Annotated in this window: 27 protein-coding genes; 10 read left to right on the plus strand and 17 right to left on the minus strand. The window is 63.3% G+C overall.

The window, feature by feature from the left end; genetic code table 11:
* The first annotated feature begins 115 nt into the window (after positions 1-115).
* A complete protein-coding gene (locus MHX65_RS00830; protein ID WP_239267868.1) occupies positions 116-1,246 on the plus strand; it encodes an Mrp/NBP35 family ATP-binding protein in 1,131 nt (376 codons plus the stop codon).
* 12 nt (positions 1,247-1,258) lie between these two features.
* Here the strand turns inward: MHX65_RS00830 and MHX65_RS00835 are convergent, their stop codons facing one another.
* From MHX65_RS00835 to sigE, 3 genes are all read right to left on the minus strand, one after another.
* Positions 1,259-1,792: a twin-arginine translocase TatA/TatE family subunit gene (locus tag MHX65_RS00835; RefSeq protein WP_239267870.1), complete on the minus strand. Its 534-nt coding sequence runs from the start codon at positions 1,790-1,792 to the stop codon at positions 1,259-1,261.
* A gap of 21 nt (positions 1,793-1,813) precedes the next feature.
* On the minus strand, positions 1,814-2,290 hold the full coding sequence (locus MHX65_RS00840; protein WP_239267872.1) for an anti-sigma factor family protein: 477 nt from the start codon (positions 2,288-2,290) through the stop codon (positions 1,814-1,816).
* A gap of 65 nt (positions 2,291-2,355) precedes the next feature.
* Entirely contained in the window at positions 2,356-2,985 is a 630-nt protein-coding gene (sigE, locus tag MHX65_RS00845; RefSeq protein WP_239267874.1) for an RNA polymerase sigma factor SigE, read from the minus strand.
* Between the two features lie 151 nt (positions 2,986-3,136).
* Here sigE and MHX65_RS00850 point away from each other — a divergent pair, with 151 nt between their 5' ends.
* Together MHX65_RS00850 and MHX65_RS00855 are read left to right on the plus strand one after the other, a co-directional pair.
* Positions 3,137-3,784 (plus strand): O-methyltransferase, encoded by a 648-nt coding sequence (locus tag MHX65_RS00850; protein ID WP_239267876.1) that lies wholly within the window; start codon positions 3,137-3,139, stop codon positions 3,782-3,784.
* Between the two features lie 190 nt (positions 3,785-3,974).
* The gene (locus tag MHX65_RS00855) at positions 3,975-5,417 is read left to right on the plus strand and encodes a GH32 C-terminal domain-containing protein (protein ID WP_239267878.1); all 1,443 of its coding nucleotides are present in this window, start codon (positions 3,975-3,977) and stop codon (positions 5,415-5,417) included.
* Positions 5,418-5,950: 533 nt separating this feature from the next.
* On the opposite strand, the gene MHX65_RS00860 is transcribed toward MHX65_RS00855, so the two are convergent.
* Genes MHX65_RS00860 through dapE form a run of 7 tightly spaced genes read right to left on the minus strand, consistent with a single transcriptional unit; the run spans position 5,951 to position 10,716 of the window.
* Complete coding sequence (locus MHX65_RS00860) at positions 5,951-6,817, minus strand: methyltransferase domain-containing protein (RefSeq protein WP_239267880.1); 867 nt, start codon at positions 6,815-6,817, stop codon at positions 5,951-5,953.
* A 9-nt stretch (positions 6,818-6,826) separates the two neighbouring features.
* A complete protein-coding gene (locus MHX65_RS00865; protein ID WP_005280113.1) occupies positions 6,827-6,994 on the minus strand; it encodes a DUF3117 domain-containing protein in 168 nt (55 codons plus the stop codon).
* Positions 6,995-7,005: 11 nt separating this feature from the next.
* The gene (locus MHX65_RS00870; protein WP_239267882.1) at positions 7,006-7,311 is read right to left on the minus strand and encodes a DivIVA domain-containing protein; all 306 of its coding nucleotides are present in this window, start codon (positions 7,309-7,311) and stop codon (positions 7,006-7,008) included.
* Positions 7,312-7,314: 3 nt separating this feature from the next.
* Positions 7,315-8,037: a glucosyl-3-phosphoglycerate synthase gene (locus tag MHX65_RS00875; RefSeq protein ID WP_239267884.1), complete on the minus strand. Its 723-nt coding sequence runs from the start codon at positions 8,035-8,037 to the stop codon at positions 7,315-7,317.
* Positions 8,034-8,846, minus strand: a complete 813-nt coding sequence (gene folP, locus MHX65_RS00880; RefSeq protein ID WP_239267984.1) for a dihydropteroate synthase — start codon at positions 8,844-8,846, stop codon at positions 8,034-8,036. The genes MHX65_RS00875 and folP overlap by 4 nt, the downstream gene beginning before the upstream one ends.
* Positions 8,847-8,860: 14 nt before the next feature.
* Positions 8,861-9,625 (minus strand): TIGR00730 family Rossman fold protein, encoded by a 765-nt coding sequence (locus MHX65_RS00885; protein ID WP_239267886.1) that lies wholly within the window; start codon positions 9,623-9,625, stop codon positions 8,861-8,863.
* A gap of 2 nt (positions 9,626-9,627) precedes the next feature.
* Positions 9,628-10,716 (minus strand): succinyl-diaminopimelate desuccinylase, encoded by a 1,089-nt coding sequence (gene dapE, locus MHX65_RS00890; RefSeq protein ID WP_239267888.1) that lies wholly within the window; start codon positions 10,714-10,716, stop codon positions 9,628-9,630.
* 88 nt (positions 10,717-10,804) lie between these two features.
* On the opposite strand from dapE, the gene MHX65_RS00895 reads away from it, so the two are divergent.
* The 7 genes from MHX65_RS00895 to MHX65_RS11505 all read left to right on the plus strand — a co-directional run bounded on the left by MHX65_RS00895 (position 10,805) and on the right by MHX65_RS11505 (position 16,636).
* Complete coding sequence (locus MHX65_RS00895; RefSeq protein WP_239267890.1) at positions 10,805-12,160, plus strand: amino acid permease; 1,356 nt, start codon at positions 10,805-10,807, stop codon at positions 12,158-12,160.
* Between the two features lie 17 nt (positions 12,161-12,177).
* Entirely contained in the window at positions 12,178-13,149 is a 972-nt protein-coding gene (gene dapD, locus MHX65_RS00900) for a 2,3,4,5-tetrahydropyridine-2,6-dicarboxylate N-succinyltransferase (protein ID WP_239267892.1), read from the plus strand.
* Positions 13,150-13,250: 101 nt separating this feature from the next.
* A complete protein-coding gene (locus MHX65_RS00905; protein WP_349819867.1) occupies positions 13,251-14,582 on the plus strand; it encodes an amino acid permease in 1,332 nt (443 codons plus the stop codon).
* 461 nt (positions 14,583-15,043) lie between these two features.
* Entirely contained in the window at positions 15,044-15,889 is an 846-nt protein-coding gene (locus tag MHX65_RS00910) for a type IV toxin-antitoxin system AbiEi family antitoxin domain-containing protein (RefSeq protein ID WP_239267896.1), read from the plus strand.
* A gap of 65 nt (positions 15,890-15,954) precedes the next feature.
* Positions 15,955-16,164: a helix-turn-helix transcriptional regulator gene (locus MHX65_RS00915; protein ID WP_023017728.1), complete on the plus strand. Its 210-nt coding sequence runs from the start codon at positions 15,955-15,957 to the stop codon at positions 16,162-16,164.
* Positions 16,157-16,435 (plus strand): hypothetical protein, encoded by a 279-nt coding sequence (locus MHX65_RS00920; RefSeq protein ID WP_239267898.1) that lies wholly within the window; start codon positions 16,157-16,159, stop codon positions 16,433-16,435. Before MHX65_RS00915 ends, MHX65_RS00920 begins: the two co-directional genes overlap by 8 nt.
* Before the next feature lie 69 nt (positions 16,436-16,504).
* On the plus strand, positions 16,505-16,636 hold the full coding sequence (locus MHX65_RS11505; RefSeq protein ID WP_255722656.1) for a hypothetical protein: 132 nt from the start codon (positions 16,505-16,507) through the stop codon (positions 16,634-16,636).
* A gap of 431 nt (positions 16,637-17,067) precedes the next feature.
* Here MHX65_RS11505 and MHX65_RS00925 read toward each other — a convergent pair whose 3' ends face one another.
* Genes MHX65_RS00925 through MHX65_RS00955 form a run of 7 tightly spaced genes read right to left on the minus strand, consistent with a single transcriptional unit; the run spans position 17,068 to position 22,824 of the window.
* Entirely contained in the window at positions 17,068-17,628 is a 561-nt protein-coding gene (locus MHX65_RS00925) for a GtrA family protein (RefSeq protein ID WP_005280100.1), read from the minus strand.
* Between the two features lie 29 nt (positions 17,629-17,657).
* Positions 17,658-18,446 carry a pseudouridine synthase gene (locus tag MHX65_RS00930; protein ID WP_239267986.1) on the minus strand — a complete coding sequence of 263 codons (789 nt, stop codon included), beginning with the start codon at positions 18,444-18,446 and terminating at the stop codon, positions 17,658-17,660.
* A gap of 52 nt (positions 18,447-18,498) precedes the next feature.
* Positions 18,499-19,587: a succinyldiaminopimelate transaminase gene (gene dapC / locus MHX65_RS00935; RefSeq protein WP_239267900.1), complete on the minus strand. Its 1,089-nt coding sequence runs from the start codon at positions 19,585-19,587 to the stop codon at positions 18,499-18,501.
* A 3-nt stretch (positions 19,588-19,590) separates the two neighbouring features.
* A complete protein-coding gene (gene fdxA, locus MHX65_RS00940; protein WP_023017724.1) occupies positions 19,591-19,914 on the minus strand; it encodes a ferredoxin in 324 nt (107 codons plus the stop codon).
* Between the two features lie 54 nt (positions 19,915-19,968).
* Positions 19,969-20,346 (minus strand): hypothetical protein, encoded by a 378-nt coding sequence (locus MHX65_RS00945; protein WP_239267902.1) that lies wholly within the window; start codon positions 20,344-20,346, stop codon positions 19,969-19,971.
* Positions 20,346-21,215: a PIG-L family deacetylase gene (locus MHX65_RS00950; protein ID WP_239267904.1), complete on the minus strand. Its 870-nt coding sequence runs from the start codon at positions 21,213-21,215 to the stop codon at positions 20,346-20,348. Before MHX65_RS00950 ends, MHX65_RS00945 begins: the two co-directional genes overlap by 1 nt.
* Positions 21,205-22,824 (minus strand): ABC transporter family substrate-binding protein, encoded by a 1,620-nt coding sequence (locus MHX65_RS00955; protein WP_239267906.1) that lies wholly within the window; start codon positions 22,822-22,824, stop codon positions 21,205-21,207. The genes MHX65_RS00950 and MHX65_RS00955 overlap by 11 nt, the downstream gene beginning before the upstream one ends.
* Positions 22,825-22,864 lie beyond the last annotated feature (40 nt).

A 22,864-nucleotide genomic window follows, 5' to 3' on the forward strand; every position in this document is an offset into this window, starting at 1 on the left:
CTCCTTCTGATTCTGCTAGGTCACCGATACAAACGGATGGATTTAAGTGTCCCACAGAGTCTACCGTGCAAGCGTGTTTACCTGAGGTAGCGCCGTGACTAAGATGGCAAGAGTTATGTCTAGCTCTATTACCGAATCAGTCGTACGCGAGGCTCTTTCCCACGTACAGGATCCAGAAATCGGCCGCCCCATCACCGAACTGAATATGGTGAAATCGGTCGATATCGAAGGAAACGACGTCACCGTTGGCGTTTATCTGACCATCGCGGGCTGCCCCATGAAGTCCACCATCGAGACCAATACCCGCGCCGCGGTCGAGGACATCGACGGCGTTGGCAAGGTTACCGTGACCATGGACGCGATGAGCGATGAGCAACGCCGCGAGCTGAAACAGAAGCTGCGCGGCGGCCAGGCCGAACCCGAGATTCCTTTTGCGAAGCCCGATTCGACGACCCGCGTCTTTGCGGTGGCGTCGGGTAAGGGTGGCGTCGGCAAGTCCTCGATGACCGTCAACCTAGCCGCCGCGCTGGCGGATAAGGGCCTGAAGGTGGGCATTGTCGATGCCGATATTTACGGCCACTCCGTGCCCAGCCTGCTCGGCTCGACCGACGGCCCCACCGTGCTTGATGATGAAATGCTGCTGCCTCCCATCTCCCACGGCATTAAGCACATCTCGATTGGGCAGTTCGTGGAGGGTAACGCGCCCGTCGTCTGGCGCGGACCTATGCTCCACCGCGCACTGCAGCAGTTCTTGGCGGACGTATTCTGGGGCGATCTCGATGTTCTCCTCCTCGACCTGCCTCCGGGTACCGGCGATGTCGCGCTGTCCGTTGCGCAGCTCATCCCGAATGCAGAGCTGCTCATCGTCACCACGCCGCAAGCAGCTGCGGCAGAAGTGGCCGAACGCGCCGGTTCCATCTCCCAGCAAACGCGCCAGCGGGTGGCCGGCGTGATTGAGAACATGAGCGCCATGGTCATGCCGGACGGCTCCACCATGGACGTCTTTGGTGAAGGCGGCGGCCAGATTGTTGCAGACCGCCTCGGCGTCATCCTGGGCCACGAGGTGCCACTGCTGGCCTCCGTGCCGCTGGATCCGGCCCTGCGCTCGAATAGCGATGCCGGCACACCCATCGTACTCGAGGCACCTGACTCCCCTGCCGCCAAGGAAATCAGGGCGGTGGCTGATCAGCTCGCCATCCGTTCCGATTCCCTCGTGGGCAAGAGCCTCAACTTGGGTGTGAACTAAAAGCGCGTTGTATTAGGTAACGTCGCTCCACTCAGAGCCGCCGCCGGTGGAATCTTCCCCACCGCGCTGCGGCTTTTGTTGTTGCTGGGGCGGCTGCTGCGCCGGCTGCTGGGTCGTTTCGGTGGTATCGCCATATACCTCGGCATAGTTAAAGGTGGGCCGGGTAGCACCACTGTTGTCCTGCGCGCGCTGTTCGGGTTCTTTCGGCGCGGTGCCGGATTTGATGTCTTCGGCCATCTTCTTGGGGTTGAAGTCGTCCCAGGCGGAATCATCGCCATCGAAAAGCGCCTTGGTAATAGCGCCTTTGGGGCCTAGCCGCGTCCACTGCGCCGCCTGATTGAGCGGGCCGCGGATATCATCGAATTCCGCGGAGATCGACCCCATTTCGCCATTGAGCTCGGCCTTCGCGTTGTTGATGGCCTTGCGGGCGGCATAGATGGCCGCGCGCACGTCCTTGATGACCTCCGGCATGCGCTCCGGGCCGATGATGACGATGCCGAGGAGGACAATGACAATAATCTCAGGCCAGCCAATGGAAGAAAACACGATTAAATCTTCGCCCTCCGTTTAGTTCTGCCCGCGCTGATTGTGTTTAATCGCGCGTACCACCGTCTCGACTTTATCCAGAAAATCCTGCTCCGGCCGGTGCGCCGGGGTCGACGCATCGGGCCCCGGCGCCACGCCCTCCGTAGCCATTCCCGCCAGCTTAGCCAATAAGGACTGCGGGGCCTTCACCGCGGAATCATCGCTGCAGTGACGTACCCACTCGGAGGCGTGGCGCTGGTGGTGCACGTCGGCGCGACACTCCGCGCAGTGTACTAGATGGATGCGCACGCGGTGCATGGCTTTGGGTTCCATCTCCCCATCGACGAAGGCAACGACGGCCTCTGGGCCAAGGTGACCGATGGAATCGCTGCGCCGCGCCCGCGCCTTTGCCTTATCCCGGGCCTTCGCCTGCGCGGGGGTGAACTCGCCCCGTACGCTGAGCCTGGAGAGGGTGCGGCGTCCTCGCAGTGAGTCCATCGACACCCTCCTCACGTTCATTCCACAGACGGATTACTCACACTTAAGTCCCCCTGCCACGCGGCAGGGGAGGTAATGATTCGATTCTAGCGCGTGCGCAGCAAGATGCGCGCTTCCGCATTGGTCTGTGCCTCTTTTTCCAGCGCCGCGCGCAGTTGGGAGCGGCCGCGGTGGATGCGCGAGCGCACCGTGCCCATCTTTACGCCGAGGGTCTCGGCGATTTCGTCGTAGCTCATGCCTTCGATATCACACAGAACCACGGCAACGCGGAAATCCGGCGCCAAGCTATCCAGCGCGGACTGCAGCACCGGGTCCAGGTTCGCCACGGTATAGGCCTGCTCCGGGGTCATATCCGTCCCCGGAACGCGCTCATAATCCTCTGGCAGGGACTCCATGCGAATCTTGGAGCGGTGGCGCACCATATCCAAAAAGAGGTTCGTAGTGATGCGGTGCAGCCAGCCGCCGAAGGTACCCGGTTGGTACTTATCCAAGGAGCGGAAAACACGCATGAAGGTCTCTTGGGTGAGATCCTCGGCATCCTGCTGGTCACCGGATAAACGGTAGGCTAGGCGGTACACGCCATCGGCATGCTCTGCCACCAATTCGGCCCACGAAGGCATCGTAGCTTCCCCAGCATCGAACGCCGCGGTACCGGTCAACTCCACGTTCGCATCGGTGGAGGCAACGGACTCGGCATCGCGCTTCGTTTCTGTCATGGGTGTCATTTTTCTATACTCGGCGCGGAAACTCCAGCTGCTGCGCTGATAATATCCTGTGAGTCCGTCACATACTTCCCACAGACCACAATTTCGCTGGCTAGGCGCGTTTTTGCCACCCTTGCGCGCAACTTTACCTATTGTCTTAATCGTGACTACTACCGCATATGACGCACTGCGCTCCTATATCGATTCCACCAGTGAGCCTTCGGCGGCTCTCCGCGGCGCCCGCGACCACGCCGAGGAATACGGCCTGCCCGTCCCGGATGAATCCACCGGCCAGCTTCTCACGACGCTGACGGCGACGTCTTCCGGTGTGGTAGACCGCCCCCAGGCCGTGGCGATTACCCCCGCCGCCTCCGTCGTGGGCCTCTACCTGTTCGCGGGCATGCCGGATAACGGCATCCTCACGTGCATCGACCCTGAGGCCGAGCATCAGCGCAGCGCCAAGGCCGCCTTCCGCGAGGCCGGCTACGCCCCCACCCGCGGTCGCTTCCTTCCCTCGCGCCCCCTCGACGTGCTCGGACGCCTGGCTACCGAGGCCTACCAGATCATTTACGCGGACGTCGCTGCCCTCGACCTCCCTGCCCTCATCAAGGCGGCCTGGCCCCTGCTGCACCAGCACGGCACGCTGGTGCTTGCCAATGCGCTTCTCGATGGCACCGTTGCCGACACCTCCCGCACCGACCGCGATACCGCCGCCGCGCGCGAAGCCGATGAATACCTCCGCGAGCTCGAAGGCGCCACCGTGACCCGGCTCCCACTGGGATCGGGGCTGACATTGGTGACGAAGCTTTAAGGGAGCATCGGCAAGCAAGGGCCCCTGCACGCGCTAAAAGATATCCGTATTCTGGGTGTACATGACAGCCGGACACTGGCCCATAAAGTTCGCGAAAGCACCGCGTGGCAGGTCAACGAGTTTCCTCCCCGGCGTAGCTGCCACCCCAACCCAAGCTTGTAACCCGCACCTGATTTAAGAGAGGAATGCCGTGACGACTCACCGCCCCGAACTCCACTTCATCCCCGATGCCGGCATCCTAGACGCGCCCGCCGGCGTCCTTCGTGATGGCGATACATGGCACATGTTCTACCAGTACCGCCCCACTCCCGATGCCCCGGCCCGCTGGGGACACACGTACTCGGAGGAAGTACCGTTTAACTGGCTGGACTGCGATGACGTCCTCGCGCCCGTCGGCGGCGAGCTCGCCCTCCGCGCGGGTTCCGTGGCCCAAGGTGAGGACGCCATCAACCTCTATTTCACCTCTGTGACCGCGACCGGCACCTCCATTCGCCTCGCGCGCTATTCCGGCATCGACGATGTCTGCGAGGTCTCCGATGACTCCTCAGCCCTCGACCCCAACGTCGTGCGCTTTGGCGAGGTGGCCGGCAATACCACCGACCACACCCGTTTCCGCTCGCCTTCCGTCGTGCCCGATTGGGCCACCGATGACCGCGAAGACGGCCACATGGGTTGGCTCATGCTGGCGCTATCCGGCCGCACCGAAACCCCGCAGCCGGTCATTCTAGAAAGCCACGACGGCATCTCATGGTCCCTGCGCGGCAGCCTCACCTTCGAGGGTGACCCAGGCTTCCTCGACGGCGAGGTGCCCGCCGATTCCCCCATTCCCCCAGTGGTTTCCCCGCGCATCGTGCGCCTGCGCGATGAAATCGACGAGGAAATCTACGACGTGCTTTTCGTCACCCTCGAGCGCGACGGCCGCGATGTCTCCGGCTACCTCGTGGGCCAGCTGGAAGATACCACCTTCACGGTGGTCTCCGGTTTCCGCCGCGTGGACTTCGGCCACGATTTCTCCCGCCCGCGCAATACCAACGCCACCGCAGGCACGATTCCTGAAGAAAGCCGCTACGAGCGCGCCGTCATCCTCGGCCTGCTCAACGGCAACGGCCGCGGCGATGACGCCACCCAGCACGCCTCTTGGGATGCCGAGGGCTGGTCGAATGCCCTCTCCCTGCCGCGCCAGGTCACGCTCGAGGGCGGCGTCTTGTACCAGGCACCGGCCACCGGCCTGCCCGAGGCGGTCAAGCTTTCGGATTACGCGCGCTCCTGGACCGGCGTCATGGAGGTTCCCACCGGCTCCAGCGTCACCATCACCCTTCGCGATGGCAACGGCAACCCCGCCGCCACCATCTGCCACTCCGGCGAGGAAATCAGCCTCGATCGTTCCATGAACAAGGCCTTCGATCACTTCTTCGCCGATTCCGCTCCCGCCACCGCCACGCTTGCCGATGGCGACTCCGACACCCTCACCATCATCCAAGACGGCTCCACGGTGGAGGTCTTCGTCGACGGCGGCCTCATCGCCATGGCCTCCCGCGTCTATTTCGACGGCGGCTGCTCCGGCATGGATGTCGAGACCACCGGCGACGCAGTCATCGAACAAGACTGGCAGCGCTCCGGTTCCAAGCTCTAATACTGCTACCCTCCCCCTGCCGCCACGCGCCTTTTGGCCAGCCTCTCGCCACCCGCCTTTCGGCGCCCGCCCTTCGCGCTCACCGGCGAGGCGTCGCGACATCGGCAAGCAGCTCCCCGTGAGCACCAAAGGAGGCAACGGTGGCTGGCTGACTCCACACCCACCCTTCGCGCTCACCGGCGAGCGACTCCGGCCATCAGAATGTGCTTGCCGTGAGCGCGAAGGGCGAGTATTCCTTCCATCTGTCCCTAGGACCGACCGCACGAGTCAAATGATGCCGTCCTTAGCCGCATTCTGCACCCTCGTTTTCCGTCAGCCACCGCCCTGCCGATGCCACCAGCTCTTCGCGCTCACGGGCAAGGTGGAGGGGTATCGGCAAGCTGTTCCCTGTGAGCGCCAAGGGAGGGTACGGTGACTGGCCTATTCCACACCCGCCCTTTGCGCTCACCGGAAACACAAATGAACCGCCCCGGGCGCTGCTGGTGAGCGCGAAGGGCGGTATGTATGCCGAAGGCGAGGTGAACCTGCGTTTATTAAACCGCGCGGAGGCGGTCTAGGCGAGCGCGGGCGGTGACCGTCAGCGTGGGAGGAAGGGCGGCCATTCGCTCGGCGAGCTCATCGGCGCTGATGTGGCGGGCGGACGGGCTCATTCCTACCTGTGCGGCGATGGCCGCTTTATCCAGGTGAATGGGGAAGGAAATATCGACCGGGTCGGCCGCTTGCTCGAGGTGGCCTTCTGCCTGCTCATACATGCGCTCGACCTTGCCCTCTTCCACGCCGAGGATGCCGAGGGGTTCGCGCAGCTCATCGAGGTGCCCCGCGCCCGGGGTCAGAACGATGACCTGGCCGCCGGGGGCGAGGACGCGCTGGAATTCGGATGGGTTGCGCGGGGCGAAGACCACGGAAATCGCGTCGATGGATTCATCGCGGATGGGAAGTTGCTGCCAGACATCGGCAACCACGGCACCCACGCGTGGGTGGCACTTAGCCAAGTGCTTGGCCGCATGCGGGGAAATATCGAGGCCGACGCCGCGCGCGCCGTCGATGGAGTCAAGCGTGTGGGCCAGATAGTAGCCGGTTCCGGCGCCGACCTCGAGAAGCGAGGCGGGCGTAGAGGCAGACAGCGAGCTGGCATCGAGCGCGTCTTGTACTGCGCCGGTCACAGACTCAACGAACGGCGCGAAATGGCCGGTGGCTAGGTACGCTTCGCGGGCGTTGACCATATCCATGTCATCGCCCTTGTGCTTCAGGCCAGCACCGGCCGCTAAGGTCACATACCCTTGCTTGGCCACATCAAAGGAATGGCCGGATTCCGAAACGAGGCGGGAAAAATCATCGGCGCCGGAAAGCGCCGTGCCGTCGTTTGGATCGGCCAGAATGTCGACGATATGAGAAAGCATGTATCCAGACTAGCTAGAAACCTCGGTCAACAAAGAACCGAGCTCCGCGGCCTCTTCTTTGTTCAGCTCGATAACGATGCGCCCGCCGCCGTCGGATGGGATGCGCATGACGATCTTGCGGGATTCCACCACCGCTTCCATTTCGCCGCCAGTGGTACGTGGCTTCATTGCTGCCATAGTTGGGCTCCTTAACTTTCTTCGTTTCTTTCCAGCTTAGTCCCTTTTTGCCCGCTTTTCCGCGCGGCCGCTAATTCCAGCTCCAGTTGCGCGAGCAGATCATCAACCTGATCTTGGCGGTACCCACGCGGCACGACCTCGAATTGCACGTCCTCAAAACGGCCCTGAGCTGCGGCGGCGCGGTTATTTTCCAGCACCTTCTGCGGCTCATCGGGCGGGTCCATCACGGTCCCGGGGCCAAAAATCGAACCCCACAGCCACGTTCCGATCACAATGAACGCAATGAGCACCACGATGAGCACAATCCAGGACAGCATGACTTAAATCCTACCTAGCAGCGGTGGGCGCTGAGCAATCGGCGCACTCACCCCGGCGCGCGAGAGCAGCGTGCGCGCCACGATATCCGCCATCGGCGCGAGCTCATCAAGCGGCCGATTGCGGTGGACACGAGTGCCTAGGTCGACTTCTGTCAGCCCGCCGCGCTTGCCGATGTCCACCAGCAGCCCCGCTTCCACCCCATAGCCCTCCACGAAGGGCACTTCTAGCGCGGCAGAGCGGCGAAGCGCGTACTCGCCGCCCAGAGGCTGATCGATGTGGGCTAGCTCCGGGAAGAATTGCCGGATGAGCGGCTTTGCAGTCAATTCGGTCACGCGCCCGCCGCCGGTGGGTTGGCCATTGAGACTACGGCGATAGCGGGCCTTGACCATGTTCACACCCGGATCCTTAAAGGGCGCCGCGAGCGCTGTGACCATGCCGGGCGCGGCGGATTCTAGATCGGCGTCAATAAAGACGACGATGTCCCCGCGCGCGGCGGCGACCCCGCGCCACAGGGATTCCCCCTTGCCGGGGCGCGGCGGTTCGGGCAGGATATCGCGCCAATTGCGCACGTCGGCACCGGCTGCGCGCGCCACTGCGGCGGTGTCGTCGGTGGAATCGGCGTCGATGACGAGCACTTCGAGGGGGTCATCGGCAAGGCAGGCGCGGATAACGCCGGCCACGGTGGGCTCCTCGTTGAGGGCGGGGATGATGACGGAAACGCTCATGCGAGTCCACGGGTGGTGTCAAGGGGCGCGGCCGTGCCCTGGATGGCGGCGGTCATGCGGATGACGTCTATGGTTTCAGCAACCTCGTGGACGCGGAAGGCGGCCACCCCGTGCGCTGCGGCCCAGGCGGTGGCGGCGAGCGTTCCAGCGACGCGATCTCCTACCCCGCGCGCGAGGGTCTCACCCACGAAGTCCTTATTGGATAGCGCCATGAGCACGGGCCAGCCGGTGTCGACGATCTCATCAATGCGCCGCAAAAGTTCTAGGCCGTGATAGGTGTTTTTACCAAAGTCATGCGTGGGATCGATGAAGGTGAGATCTTCCGGGCAGCCAAGCCCCGCAGCCTTTTCTGCCAGGGCGGTGGTCTCAGCAATGACATCGGCAACGACGTCATCAAAGTGCACGCGGTGTGGGCGGGTGCGCGGGGTAATCCCGCCGGTATGCGAGCACACGTAGCCTACGCGGTGGTGGCCGGCGACCTCGATAAGCTGCGGATCCCAGCCGGCCCAGGTGTCATTGACCAGCCCGGCCCCGGCGGCGATGGCGGCCTCGGCGACCTCGCTGCGCCAGGTGTCCACGGAAATGAGTACCTCTGAGTGGCGCTCGTGCACGCGGGCAATGGTGGGCACGACGCGGTCGATTTCCTCCGCGCTATCCACCTCCTCGCCCGGTCCGGCCTTGACCCCGCCGATATCGATGATGGAGGCTCCCGCCGCAATGGCCTCATCGCAGCGCTTGAGGGCGGGGTCCATGTCAAAGGTGGCCCCCTTGTCATAAAAGGAATCCGGGGTGCGATTGACTATCGCCATCACGCGCGCGAGGCTCAACGCGGCTCCCTAATGCGCTTATCGCTCATCACCTTGTGGCGCTCGATGATGTGGGCGACGGCCTCATCGGGGTCATCGGTAAGCAGGAAAAGCTCTTGGTCATCTTCGTTGATGTACCCGCCAGCGGCGAGGGTATTTTTCATCCACTCCAGCAGGCCAGACCAATAATCGGTGCCCATGAGCACGATGGGATAGTTGGTGACCTTACCGGTCTGAACCATGCAGAGAACCTCGAAGAACTCATCCATGGTGCCCATGCCGCCGGGCAGGCAGACGAAGGCCTGGGAGTACTTCAAGAACATGGTCTTGCGGGCAAAGAAGTAGCGGAAGTTCAGGCCCAAGTCCACGTACTCGTTGAGGCCCTGCTCGTGCGGCAATTCGATGCCGAGTCCCACCGAGAGGCCATCGCCCTCGTGCGCGCCCTTATTCGCGGCCTCCATGATGCCGGGGCCGCCGCCGGTGATGACGGCGTAGGCGCACTCGGCGAGCTTGCGGCCGAGTTCTTCGGCCATCTGATAGCTCGCATCCTCAGGCTTGGTGCGCGCGGAGCCAAAGACCGTCACTGCCTTGGGCAGCTTGGCCAGCGCATCGAAGCCGGCGACGAATTCGCCTTGGATGCGCAGCACGCGCCACGGATCGGCATGCTGCCATTCGTGGTCCGCGCCGGATTCCAACAGGCGCTGGTCAAAGGTGGAGCCTTGTTCTCCTTCGCTGCGCAGCAAGAGCGGGCCGCGCAGGGTACGCATGTGGTCAGGGGTCATTTTTATCCCTTCAAGTAATTAAGCAGAGCGGTAGAAACTTCGGTGATTTGCGCCGTGGGCACCTGCTCGTCCTTCTTATGCGCAAAGCCCGGATCGCCGGGGCCAAAATTCACGGCCGAAATGCCCATCTCAGCAAAGCGCGAGACATCGGTCCAGCCGAACTTGGCGCGGACGTTGCCACCGACGGCATCGACAAGCGCACGCGCCGCAGGCTGCCCCAGGCCAGGCAGGGCGGCGCCAGCAATGTCGTCGATCTCGATGGTGACGTCCTCATGCTTGCCGATGACCCCCTTCATGTACTCCAGTGCCTCCTCCGTGCTGCGGTCCGGGGCGAAGCGGAAGTTGACGAACATCCAGGCCTCGTCCGGCAGGGTATTGGTGGCCACGCCGGCCTCGAGGTGGACGATGTTCAGCCCCTCGTGGTAGGTGCAGCCATCGATGGTGACCTCGCGCGGCTCGTAGTCCGCAATGCGCGTCATGACGGGGGCAAGCTTGTGCGCGGCGTTGGAGCCGAGCCACGCGCGGGCCGAGTGCGCGCGGGTGCCATGCGCCGTCACGCGCAGGCGAATCGTGCCCTGGCAGCCGGCCTCGACCATGGCGCCGGAGGGCTCACCCAGGAGCGCGAAATCGCCCTGCAACCACTCGGGGTGGTCCTTTTGCAAGTGGCCCAGCCCATTAAATTCAGTGGATACCTCTTCGCCCTCATAAGCGATGACGGTCAGGTCGTGCTGAAGCTCTTCCGATTCATGCAGGTGAGCAAAGGCGTTGAGGTATACCGCCATGCCGGATTTCATGTCCACAGTGCCGCAGCCGAACATGATCTCGGCGCCATCTTCGGCGGTGTCCATGCAATGCGGTACGTTATCTGCCAATGGAACGGTATCGATGTGGCCTGCAAGAACCACGCGGGAATCCATCCCGCGGTTCGTGCGCGCGCACACGGTATTGCCAAAGCGGGCGACCTCCACGTTGAGACCACGCAGGGCTTCTTCCACCGCATCCGCGATGGCCTCCTCGTGGTGGGAGGGGCTCGGGATATCGACGAGCGCCTTGGTCACTTCAATGGGGTCGGCATATAGATCTAAAGTCACAAGCCGCCATGGTAGCGCCCCGCTGGGTCCGTTGCATTGTGTAATGTTCACTTCACTGCAAAAAATAACCTCTCACAAGGTGGTAATTATGGCCGAAGCCACACAATTGAAATCGCGACACCTCACCATGATGGGCCTTGGCTCCGCGGTGGGTGCCGGTCTCTTCTTGGGCGTCGGATTGGGAATCCAAATCTCCGGCACCTCGGTGCTCTCTTATGCCGTCGCCGGCGTCCTCATCGCGCTCATCATGTGGATGCTCGGGGAAATAGCCGCGGCGCGTCCCTCCCTGGGTTCCTTTTCCACCTACGCCGGCCAAGCTTTCGGCCACTGGGCGCGCTTTACGATGGGCTGGATCTACTGGTTCATGCTCATCATGGTCATGGGTGCCGAGATCACGGGCGCCGCCGCGATCATCGGCAGTTGGTTCGATATCGCCCCGTGGATTCCCGCGCTCATCGCGGTGGCCTTTTTCGCCGTGGTGAATTTCGCCGCCGTCCGCGGTTTCGGTGAATTCGAGTTCTGGTTCGCCATCATCAAGGTCGCCGTCATCCTCGCCTTCCTCGTCGTCGGCATCCTCATGGCACTCGGCATCCTGCCCGGCATGGATCTCTCCCGCGCCGGCACCAACTTCACCGATAACTTCCTGCCCAATGGCATGCCGGGCTTCGCCGCGGGGCTGCTCGCCGTGGCCTTCGCCTTCGGCGGCATCGAGCTGGTCACCATCGCCGCCGCCGAGTCGGAGGACCCCGCCCGCAACGTGGCTACCGCAGTGCGCGCCATCATCGTGCGCATCATGATCTTCTACATCGGCTCCATCGTGGTCATCACCATGGCCCTGCCATTTAGCCAGATTCAAGATGCCGATGCCGCCGCCGATTCGCCGTTTACCTTGGTGCTCGAGGCCGCCAAGATTCCTTTCGCCGCAGGCTTCATGGAGGCCATCATCGCGCTGGCCCTGTTGTCCGCCTTTAACGCCCAAATTTACGCCACCTCCCGCTTGGTCTTTGACATGGCCAAGGACCACTGCGCGCCCAAGTTCTTCCTCAAGACCAACCACTCCGGCTCCCCCATCAACGCCGTCATCTTGTCCATGATCTTCGCCTTCGCCTCGGTGGGCCTCCAATTCTGGAACCCGCCGGGACTGCTGGCCTTCCTCTTCAACGCCGTCGGTGGCTGCCTCTTGGTTGTGTGGGCGTTTATCGTCGCCTCCTTCCTCAAGCTTCACCCGCAGTTGAAAGCAAACGGCGAGCTCACGGATATCCGCGTGCCCGGCTACCCCTGGTTGCCGTGGGCGACCGCCGCCGCGCTGGCCGCGCTGACCATCTTCATGCTCTTTGATCCCTCCGCCCGCAACCAAGTCATCGCCGTCATCATCCTCTTTGCCGCACTCGTCGCCTTGTCCTTTGTGGTTCCCGCGGGCAAGCGCGAACAAGTACGACAGTAATTGCTAAGCTAGCCACCATGACTTCTGCATCCGCACGTGGCCTGGCAACCATTACCCACGACGGCACCGTCTTGGACGTTTGGTTCCCAGCAGTTCATACCGATAAGCAAGTAGAGACCACCGGCACGACGCGTTTGGAGGAGACTCCGCAGCAGTTCTCCGCCCTCGTCGGCCCCGATGAGGAGCGCGGCGTGGCCCGCGTGGCGGTGGAAACCTCCATCGCTGACCTCGACGAGGCCCCGACCGATACCTACGACGCCTACCTGCGCCTCCACCTGCTCTCCCACCGTGAGGTAAAGCCGCACGGCCTCAACATGGACGGCATCTTCCGCCACCTCAATAACGTGGTGTGGACCAACTACGGCCCCTGCGCCGTGTCCGATTTCCAGATGGTGCGCGGCCGCCTCGCCTCCCGCGGCCCCGTCGTGGTCTACTCCGTGGATAAGTTCCCCCGCATGGTGGACTACGTTGTCCCCTCCGGTGTGCGCATCGGTGACGCCGACCGCGTCCGCTTAGGCGCCCACCTCGCAGAGGGCACCACGGTCATGCACGAGGGCTTCGTCAACTTCAACGCCGGTACCCTGGGCGCTTCCATGGTGGAAGGTCGCATTTCCGCGGGCGTCGTCGTGGGCGATGGCTCCGATATCGGCGGCGGCGCCTCCATCATGGGCACCCTGTCCGGCGGCGGCAAGGAAGTGATTTCCATCGGCGAGCGCTGCCTGCTCGGCGCTAACTCGGGCATCGGCATTTCGCTTGGCGATGACGCCGTTATCGAAGCCGGCCTCTATGTCACCGCCGGCACCAAGGTCGCCGTCTTTGGCAAGGTGGCTGAGGCCCTGGGCGTCGGCAATGGCGAGGCCGTCAAGGGCTCCCAGCTCTCTGGTGCCTCCGGCCTGCTGCTGCGCCGCAATTCCGTCTCTGGTGCCGTCGAGGCCGTGGAGTGGAATGCCGAGGCCGTCGCGCTGAACGAGGACCTCCACAAGAATTAACGCCACCCCAATTCCCGTGCCCTGCGGCCGAGAAATACCATGGAGAAGTGTCTGATAACTCTTCTGCCCTTGGTTCTGGCCTGAAGGTCCGCCACCTGACCATGATGGGGCTTGGCTCCACCATTGGCGCCGGTCTCTTCCTTGGCACGGGCGTCGGCATTTCCGCCGCTGGCCCAGCGGTGATCATCGCCTACGCGATCGCCGGCTTCCTCGCCATCCTCGTGATGCAAATGCTCGGAGAGATGGGAACAGTCATCCCCGCCTCCGGCTCCTTTTCCGAATACGCCGAGCACGGCATCGGCCGCTGGGCGGGCTTTACCCAAGGGTGGATCTACTGGTGCGCCACCGTCGCCGTCCTCGGCGCCGAAATCACCGGCGCCGCGGGCTTCATCGGCTCGTGGTTCGACGTCCCGCCCTGGATCCCCGCCGCCATCTGCGTCGCCGTCTTCGGCCTCGTCAACCTGCTGCGCGTGCGCACCTTCGGCGAGTTCGAGTACTGGTTCGCGCTCATCAAGGTCGTCGTCATCATCGCCTTCCTCATCATCGGCGTCCTCCTCATCTTCGGCCTCCTGCCCGGCCACACCTTCGTGGGCACATCCGTCTTCCTTGCCGATGGCTTCATGCCCAACGGCCTCGGCGGCGTCGCCGCCGGCTTGCTCGCCGTCGCCTTCGCCTTCGGCGGCATCGAGGTCGTCGCCATCGCCTCCGCCGAATCCGAGGATCCCGAAAAGTCCCTCGTCAACGCCGTGCGCTCCACCATCCTGCGCATCTCTGTGTTCTACTTGGGCTCCGTCCTCGTCATCACGTTCCTGCTTCCCTATTCCAGCCTGGACGCCGCCTCCACCGCCGCCGAATCGCCCTTTACCATGGTCCTCGACCGCGCCGGCATCCCCGGCGCAGCCGGCATCATGGAGGTCATCATCGTCCTCGCGCTGCTATCCGCCTTCAACGCGCAAATCTTCGCCTCCTCCCGCATGATGCACTCGCTCGCCTCCCGCGGCGAGGCCCCGCGCATCTTCGCCGCCACCAATACCGAGGGCGTGCCCACTACCGCCATCGCCTTGTCCGTCGCACTGTCCGCGCTCATGGTCGTCCTCAACTACGCCGATACCGGCTGGTTGCTCACCTTCATGCTCAACGCCGCCGGCGCCTCCCTGCTCATCGTGTGGGTCTTCATCGCAGTCAGCCAGCTGCGCCTGCGCCGCCAACTCGAGGCCCTGCATCCCCTCCCCATCCGCATGTGGGCCTTCCCCTACCTCACCTGGTTCGCCCTCGCCCTCTTCGCGGCCATCGCGGTGCTCATGCTTACCGATGCCACCGCCCGCACCCAACTCCTCTCCGCTGCCGCCATGTTCACGGTGCTCGCCATCGCGGGTGTGCTCAATTCCAAGGTTCGCGGCATCGACCCGACCTCCACGCTCCCGCTGACCTAGCGGCCGCTCCCCGCCTCCGGCCCACCATCACTGCCTCACACCCCGTTACCCCGCCCGCACGCCCTACCGCTGACACCCGTCCCTGCCCTCACGCCCCATTACCCCGCCCTTCGCGCTCACCAGCGCTGGGCGGGGCACTGCGTTTTCACCTCCCGGTGAGCGCGACGGGTGTGGGACCGCCCCTCGCGGTCACGGGGATGAGGAAATGGACATCGGAAAGCGTGGGCGTGAGCGCAAAGGGCGGGCTGGGACCACACTCGCCCTTCGCGCTCACCAGGGGACGCTCCAGCGCATCTAAGTGGCCCCCGGTGAGCGCGAAGGGGACGTCGAGGGAGGCATGGAGGGAGTTATCCACAGGGCGGCGACGAAAATGGACCGTGGGACCGTGAAATGGGACGGTTATCCACAGGCTGGCGAAAGCCGTATGGACGGGGAGGCGGCTGCTTCTTTAGGTTGAAGCCATGGGGGCATGGACGACTGCGCAGTTGCGCGAGCAGGGGCTGGGCAAGGACGCGATTCGCCGGCGGGTGCGCGCGGGCAAGCTGCACCGCGTTCACCGGGGAATTTATACCGACGAGTGGTCGCCGCTGGCGGTGGCGAAGGCGCTAGTGCATGGGCTGAGCCGCATTCATTTTACGGGGAAGACCGCGCAGGAGATTCACCTTGACCGGCCGCTGACCTTTCCGCTGGAAGCGGAGGGGCCGCGGACGCTGAGGGGCAAGAATTTCCGTGTCTCGCATTCCCGGCTCAAGGCAACGAGCCTGGTCAAGGGGCTGCCGGTAGTGCAGGTCCTGTGGGCCGCTCGGAAGATTGCTAGGGCCTGTAGCCCGCTGCTGGAGGAGTTTTATCGCGGAGAGAAGGGGCCCGGCCGGCTGGAGCGGGACCGCAAGCGAATGGGCCGGACACCGCGCGCGTTGAAGGAGACGATTCGGATTTCGGCCATCGGCGCGGATAGCCCGCCGGAGCGAAAAGTCAGCCGCGCGCTGCGCGCAGAAGGCATTTTCCCTGTTCACAACGCCCTGGTGTGTGGGTACCGGTTCGACCTATTGATGGGCAAGCTCATCGTGGAAATCGACGGCTGGACCTACCACAGCCACAGCGTCGCGTTTCAGGCCGACCGCTCCAAGCAGAACGCCGCAACCGCGCACGGGTACACGGTTTTGCGCTTTACTGCCGATGACGTCACGCACCACCTTGACCAAGTCATTCTCCTCATCAAAGCCACCCGTGACCTGCTCAAAGGCCGCAAGCCACAGCTGCCTATATCCGCCACCCAGCCATATTGGCGCTGGCATCTGTGCGTCTAACCCTTGCCATAATGTAAAGTTTGCTTTACATTAGGTCATGTAAACACGACACGAGAGGTGATGTTGTGGCCGGACAACCCAACATGGTCCGCAAGTGGCGGCGCTGGCGCGAATGGTCGCAAGGCGAACTAGCAGAGCGCGTCGGCGTCTCCCGGCAAACTATCGCAAATATCGAACGCGGCAACTACTCCCCGTCCGTGCACCTCGCATTGGACATCTGCCACGAACTAAACAAAACAGTCGAAGAAATCTTTGGAGCTGAACAACATGATTAACGCCATCGCCAACATATCCCTCAACCAGATGGAGCGCGCCTCCACCGACGAGTTCGAACGTGACATCCTCACCAAGGCCTCCGCCATCACCCTCACCCCAATCACCTTCCTCGAGCTCATCGTCGCCGCCATCCTCGCCTGGTCCCTCCCCGGCCGCCTCAGCCTCCTCGCCCCCTCGCCATCGTCCCTTCCCTCGCCGGCACGTCCCTCAGCGCCGCCTGGATGCGCAGGCACATCGCCACCCCCACCGTCCACTCCAACTGGACTTTGACCGCCCTCTACCTCATCCCGATGTTCCTCTGCTTCGCCGGCATCGCCTACCACGCCTTCACGCTTTCCGATGTCCCTGCCGCCCCCCTACCTCATCTGCTCGACCGTAGGCGCCGTCACGGCCGTCCTCATCTCCCCCGCACTCCGACGGAAACAAAACCGCCGCGACCAGTCCCGCCTCGACGCCGAGCTCGAGGACTAATGCTCACTCCCACCGCTATCACGCACTCCACCACCCGCCCTTCGCGCTCACCGCGGACGGCGGGTGGTTTCCGTTTTCTACGCCCCGTGAGCGCGAAGGGGTGCTAGCGTCAGCGGCTCCCGGCCTCCCCACCCTTGCCGCTCACGGGGAGGAGATTTCGCCGACGGCAACCGTTGGCGGTGAGCGCGAAGGGCGAGGCCTCCCGTGCCGCTCACCGGGGGCGAGCGCTGCGCACGAAGTCCACCTCCCCGTGAGCGCGAAGGGAAGGGTGCCTCACACGCACCTGCTTGGCGATGCCCCTCCCTGCCCTTGCCGCTCACCGGCGGGCACAAAAAGACCCCAGCGCCCCACGCTGGTGAGCGCGAAGGGCGGCTGGGGCGGCTGGGGCTGTGCGGATGGCAGGGCCGTGGCCGGCGGCGAAGGGCGGGTAGTTAAACCGGCGCGACCTCGTCGACGACGACTGGCTTATTGGGCTTGGAGCGGAACGTCCAGAGCTTGTTGATGATGAAGTTGATAGGCATCGCCACGACGATGGAAATGGCCTGCGCCCAATAGGACTTGGTGCGCAATCCGGTGGAGTTATCAAAGACATCGGTGGGCAGGCCCACGGGCGAGTTGGGGTTCATTAGCAGCGTCAGGATGACCTGGCTGACGATAAACGCTCCGATTCCCGCCAAAAGGAACGGGAAGAAACCGCGAATCCAGGACACTTTGGACACGGTCCGAAAGGTCCACATGCGGTTGAGCTGGTAGTTCCAGGTATTGGCCACGAGGAAGGAGATGGTGGCAAAGACGTGGTACCAGCGGATGTGGAATGCAGAACCGAAGAGGTTCATGAAGGGGTCCTCGGCAAAGATATCCGCCGCACCAAAGAGTTTCTGCGCGAGAAAATACACGAAGAGGTTAACCGCGGTACCCGAGCCGCCGACAAGACCGAACTTAAGGAATTGCCCAAAATTGGACGCAAAGCGCGCAACGCTGAGGTCTGCCATGGGCCGCCTTTCTTGCCGGAGGTTAGTAATTACCTGATTGTAGTTCCTAAGCCCCGCGAACTGAAAAACTGACGCTCCGAATGTGATAAAGGATCTCTAAAAGATATAGTTTCGTGCAGCAAGGAAAGCGGGCGCGAGAAATCGTAGAGGCTGAGCGGACGCGGCGTGGGATAGGTGTCATCGCCGATGAGCGGGCGCCCAAGATGGTTCAGTAGCACCCGCAGCTGGTGCGTATGCCCCGTCCGCGGCCACATGGTCACCTCCCGCCCCGCAGCGCGCACATACGTCGAGGTCGGCGTGCCATTATCAGCCACGAGCACCTGCCTGCTGCCCCGCGGCTTGTGCATAGGCAGCCTGATTTCCTCATCGCAGAAAAGCGGCTGCTTGACGATGCCCCTATACCTCTTCACCGCCCTCCCCTCCAGGAAGATGCGCTGGTAGGGCGCGCGGGTCGCGGGATTGCGCGAGCAGATGACAAGGCCTGCGGTGAGGCGGTCAAGGCGGTGGAGCGGCACGATTTCGTCTTCGCCGAAGTCCACGCGCAGGCGAGTTTGCAGGGTTTCGCGCTGCAAACGGCCATTCGTGGTGGTGGGAAGAAAGTGCGGTTTATCGGCAACAATGATGTTTTCATCCGCGTGGACGACGGTGTAGACATAGGGGATCGGTTCCTCCGGCGGGACGAAGGGGTGATACCACGCGGGAATGGGCCGCGAAAGTACCGTGTCCGCGGGAAGGAGGGTTCCCTCCGGAAAGGGTGAGTCCCCGGCACGGGCGGCCCAGTACTCGCCTTCTAAAGGAACGCGATCGCGCAAGACCACCTTGCGGGGAGAAATCCCCTCCCGCGCAGGCGGGCGAAACGCGCGAGGCGAGTTAGGCACTGGCGAGGCGTTCGACAGCGGCGCGCACCCGCTCGTCGGTACCGTTTAAGCCGATGCGCACGTGTTGCGCACCCGAGGGGCCGTAAAAGTCGCCAGGTACAGCGAGGATGCCCAAGGAAGCCAACCAGTCGATGGTCTCGCGGCAGCCTTCGCCGCGGGTGGCCCAGAGATACAGGCCGGCATCCGAGTGGTCGATGGTAAAGCCCGCTTTGATAAGCGCCTGCATCAATTCGGCGCGGCGCGCGGCGTAGCGCTGGCGCTGGAGGGCTTCGGTGGGGTCATCGTCAAGCGCGGCAACCATGGCCGCCTGAATCGGGCCTGGCACGATGAGGCCGGCGTGCTTGCGCAGCTCCAAGAGCTCCGCGATGAGGTCGTTATCGCCGGCGAAGAATCCGGCGCGGTAGGAGGCCATATTCGCGGACTTGGACAGCGAATGCATGGAGATAAGGCCGGTGTTATCGCCGTCGGTCACGCGCGGATCCAAGATGGATACCGGCGGGTTGTCATCGTTCCAGCCCAAGCCCATGTAGCACTCGTCGGAGGCGATGATGGCGCCCGTCGAGCGGGCCCAAGCCACGATGCAGCGCAGCTCCTCTACCCCAGCGACGCGGCCGGTAGGATTGGACGGGGAGTTGATAAATACCAGGGAGGCGTCCTGGAAGTCGTCGTCGGCTCGCAGCGGAGTGGCCCCAGCGAGGAGGGCGCCGACCTCGTAGGTGGGATAGGCCACCGAGGGGAAGGCGACGGTCTCGCCGCGCATGCCCAACAGGGTGGGCAGCCACGCGATGGCCTCCTTCGTGCCCACCACGGGCAGGACGCGGTCCACGTCCATGTGATAGCGGCGGCGGAGAGCGGAGGCGATGGCTTCGCGCAGCTCGGGCGTGCCCTGCGTTTGCGGATAACCGGGGGTCTCGGCGGCAGAGGACAGCGCCAGCTGCACGCCAGGGGCGACCGGATCTACGGGGTTGCCTACCGAAAGGTCAACGATTCCATCTGGATGCGCCTGGGCCTTCTTCTTGGCGCCAGCCAGCGAGTCCCAGGGGAAATCTGGAAGCGATTGTCCTAGCGGTGTGCGGGCCATGAATTACTCCTGATTCTGTGGGGGCAGCGCGGCTACCATTGACGCATCGAAATCTTGCGGGCCGAGGGCTGCCGCTCCACCGGGTGAGCCCAAGTCATCGAAGAATGCTGCGTTGGCATCGTTGTAATCGATCCACTCATCGGGAACGTCGTCCTCGTAGAAGATGGCCTCTACCGGGCATGCGGGCTCGCAGGCGCCGCAGTCCACGCATTCATCTGGGTGGATGTAGAGCATGCGCTTGCCTTCGTAAATGCAATCGACGGGGCATTCCTCAACACAGCCGCGGTCCATTACATCAACGCAAGGTTGAGCGATTGTATAAGTCATGGAGAATCCTTGAATCTTCCTGATTTCATGGGTTTGGGGATGAAATATAGTATGTCACTTCTGCTTTAGGAAAGGCCAAACGCCGCCGCCGATTCCGGCCAAAAGCAGGAGCAAGCTGAGAATATTATTGCCGACGATGACATCACCGGTAATCGGAACCAGCAGCATAAGCGCGAAAAATCCCAGGCCCCACACTATGAGCGGGATGGCCACGATATAAGTTCGATCACTCCACAGCCGCGCCGTACGGGTTAGCACCACGTTAAAGGCGGCGGCGATGACGATGGTGATGGGAAACGCGATGCTCGCGCCATCAGCCAGGGGAATCCGGGCGGTAAGGTAAATGACCTCTAGGAACAGCGATAGCAGGGCGCCGAGGGAGAGCCAGATGAGGCCGGTGACCTGCTCACCGCGGCTAAAATCAGTGCGCATTACAGCTCCCCTAGGAGGTCGGTTGCGGGCTCGCCCCGGCCGAGTTGAAAGTATTCGGCGCGCAGCAACGGCATCAGTAATCTATTGGACAGGCAGTAGGCCCCTGGCACAGCGGCTGGGTCGTGCACGGCGGCCACGGCGGCCTCGGGGTTGGTGGCGGTGGTGGTGCCATCGGCCAGCCAGATTTGCGTGGCGTGGGCGCGCATGGCGGCGCGTTTGGCGTTTAGGGCAGCATCGTCAAGCGCGAAGGCCAGATCCGCGCCGGCGGTGGTGAAGTTATCCAGGTACGCGGCATCGGGCTTGCGCCAACCCGCGGGCGCGTCGAGCGTGTCCAGGCCGGCGTAATTGGCGGCGCGGTCAAAGATCGCCCACCAGATGCGCGTGCTTGCCGATGCCGCCTTCTCCACCACCCTATGCACCGCCACGTGGTCCGGGTGGTTATAGCCACCGTCTGGCCCATAGGTCAGGATGGCGTGCGGCTGGAGAACATCTAATTCCGCGCGGAGCAGGTCTACGGCCTCATCCAGGCGATTGACCAGCGCGCGGGGGTTGTCATGAGAAGGAGAACCCACCATGCCGGAATCGTGGAAGTGGCCGAATCCGCCCAGCTGTATGCCTTCTACTCCTAGGGCGGAGAGGGCACAGGCCAATTCGCGGGCACGGAAGCCACCGAGCTGGTGGTGCTCGGCCAGGCCTTGATAGGGCGCACCGATGACCTCGCCGTCCTCGCCAAGGGTAAGGGTGATGACCGTGACCTGCGCACCGCGCGCGGCCAGGGTGGCAAGGGTGCCGCCGGTAAAAAGCGTCTCATCATCAGGGTGCGCGTGCACCGCAACAACGCGGTAGCCCGCCAAGTCCTTAGTCCTCATCTTTCCTCCAAACCGGCGCTGTGACCAGCCCTTTATCCCAATCATCAATACTTTGGCCGGGGCCTACAATACCCTCCCCTAGCGCGTGCACACGCGTTTCATCTAAGAGCGGGACGTACAACACGTCCTGGGCATTGATCTCGCGGATTCGGCCCAGCGCGGTTGAGGGGCTGATTTTTCCGGAGAGAATGTCCATGCGCGTCTCGGCGGCGTTGTCGGGGCAGAATCCGGAGAGGTCCCCGGCGAGCGGCTGGTCTTCGGCGCAATTGAAGATACTCGCCGCAGAGAGCGAAGTTAGGGTGATATCCTCCCAGGTCACCACCGCATCCACCTTGCCTTCAGGAAGCAGCTTAGAGGTAATTGTGGTAAGCCTATCGGTGGTGACCTCAGCGGGGATGCCGTGGGCCTCGAGGACATCGTAAAGCGTATTTGCCGCAGCCAAAGCCGTGGGGCTGGTCGGATCGACGGCGAAGCGGATGGGCTTCTTGCTGGCGCGCTCGCGCAGCGCCGTCAGGTTTGCTTCCCCGGAGACCGGATTATGCCCGGCCTTCAGGTTAGAGGCGCGGCCGGTGGCCAGCCGGGCAACCTGCCCGGTATCGATAAGCGAGGCCAGACCGCGCCGCGCAGCCGCATCCTCTAACGCACCCTGCTCGGTGGACATGTGCAAGCGCAGCTGGCGCGGGCGGGTGACCGTCTTATCGCTTACGTGGCCCAGCAGTCCGAGCGCTTCCTGCGAGGTTTGGTCCGGGGTAAAGTCCGCGAACCCAATTTGACCGGAACGCAGCATATTCAGCGCCTGGGTGCTATCGCGTACCTCGCGCAGCTGGACGACATCGATGTGGGCGGGGTCAGCGCCCCAAAAGCGATCATTGCGGTTGAGCGTGATGACCCCGCGGCTGCGGTCCACGCTATCGACCGCGAAGCGGCCGGCGGAGGCAGGGATGTCATTGGCCAGCACCGAATCAAAATCGGCATTTTGCAGCAGGTGCGAGGGAAGGAGCTGGTTGAATAGCTGCTTCCAATCCTTAACCCGCTCGGCAAAATCCACCGTGACCACGCGGCCGCCATCGGATGTGGTCACCGCGGAAATGGCGCGGTAGCCCGCCGGGTCCTTGACGCCTGCGGTCGTGGTCATCTTCTTCCACAAGTAGTTGAAATCCGCACCGGAAATCGGGGTGCCGTCAGACCACTGCGCGGGAGAGGCAATAACGTAGCGCACCCGTTGGGCCACGCCCTCCGGCGCGGTGACCTCCGTGGCAGATTCCAGAACGTCTGTGTCCATGCGGCCCCAGTGGAATGTCGAGGGCAAGACCAGCTCCGCGATTTGATCCACGAGCTCGGAGTTATTGGCCACCAAGTGTGGGTTAAGGCCAGCGCGCAGTGGATCGACGCCGATGGAAATGGTGGGCCGCGAATCGTCTTCCTCCGCGCGCGGCGGACCATCGTCCGTCGCGGCCGTGGTTGATTCCGTTTCTTGGACGGTAGATTCCTGGTCGTCCGAATCTTCTACCACCGGCGGTGGGCCAGGATTGGCCGAACACCCGCTGACAAACGCGAGGCCGATGGCGGCAGTGGCAGCAAGTGCACGAGCCTTGAGACTATTTTTCATCGCGGACTACTTTAGTACCTACTTCCCGCCACACGAAGAT

Origin of the sequence: Corynebacterium sp. ACRPS (genome assembly GCF_022346005.1) — a bacterium.
Lineage (GTDB): Bacteria > Actinomycetota > Actinomycetes > Mycobacteriales > Mycobacteriaceae > Corynebacterium.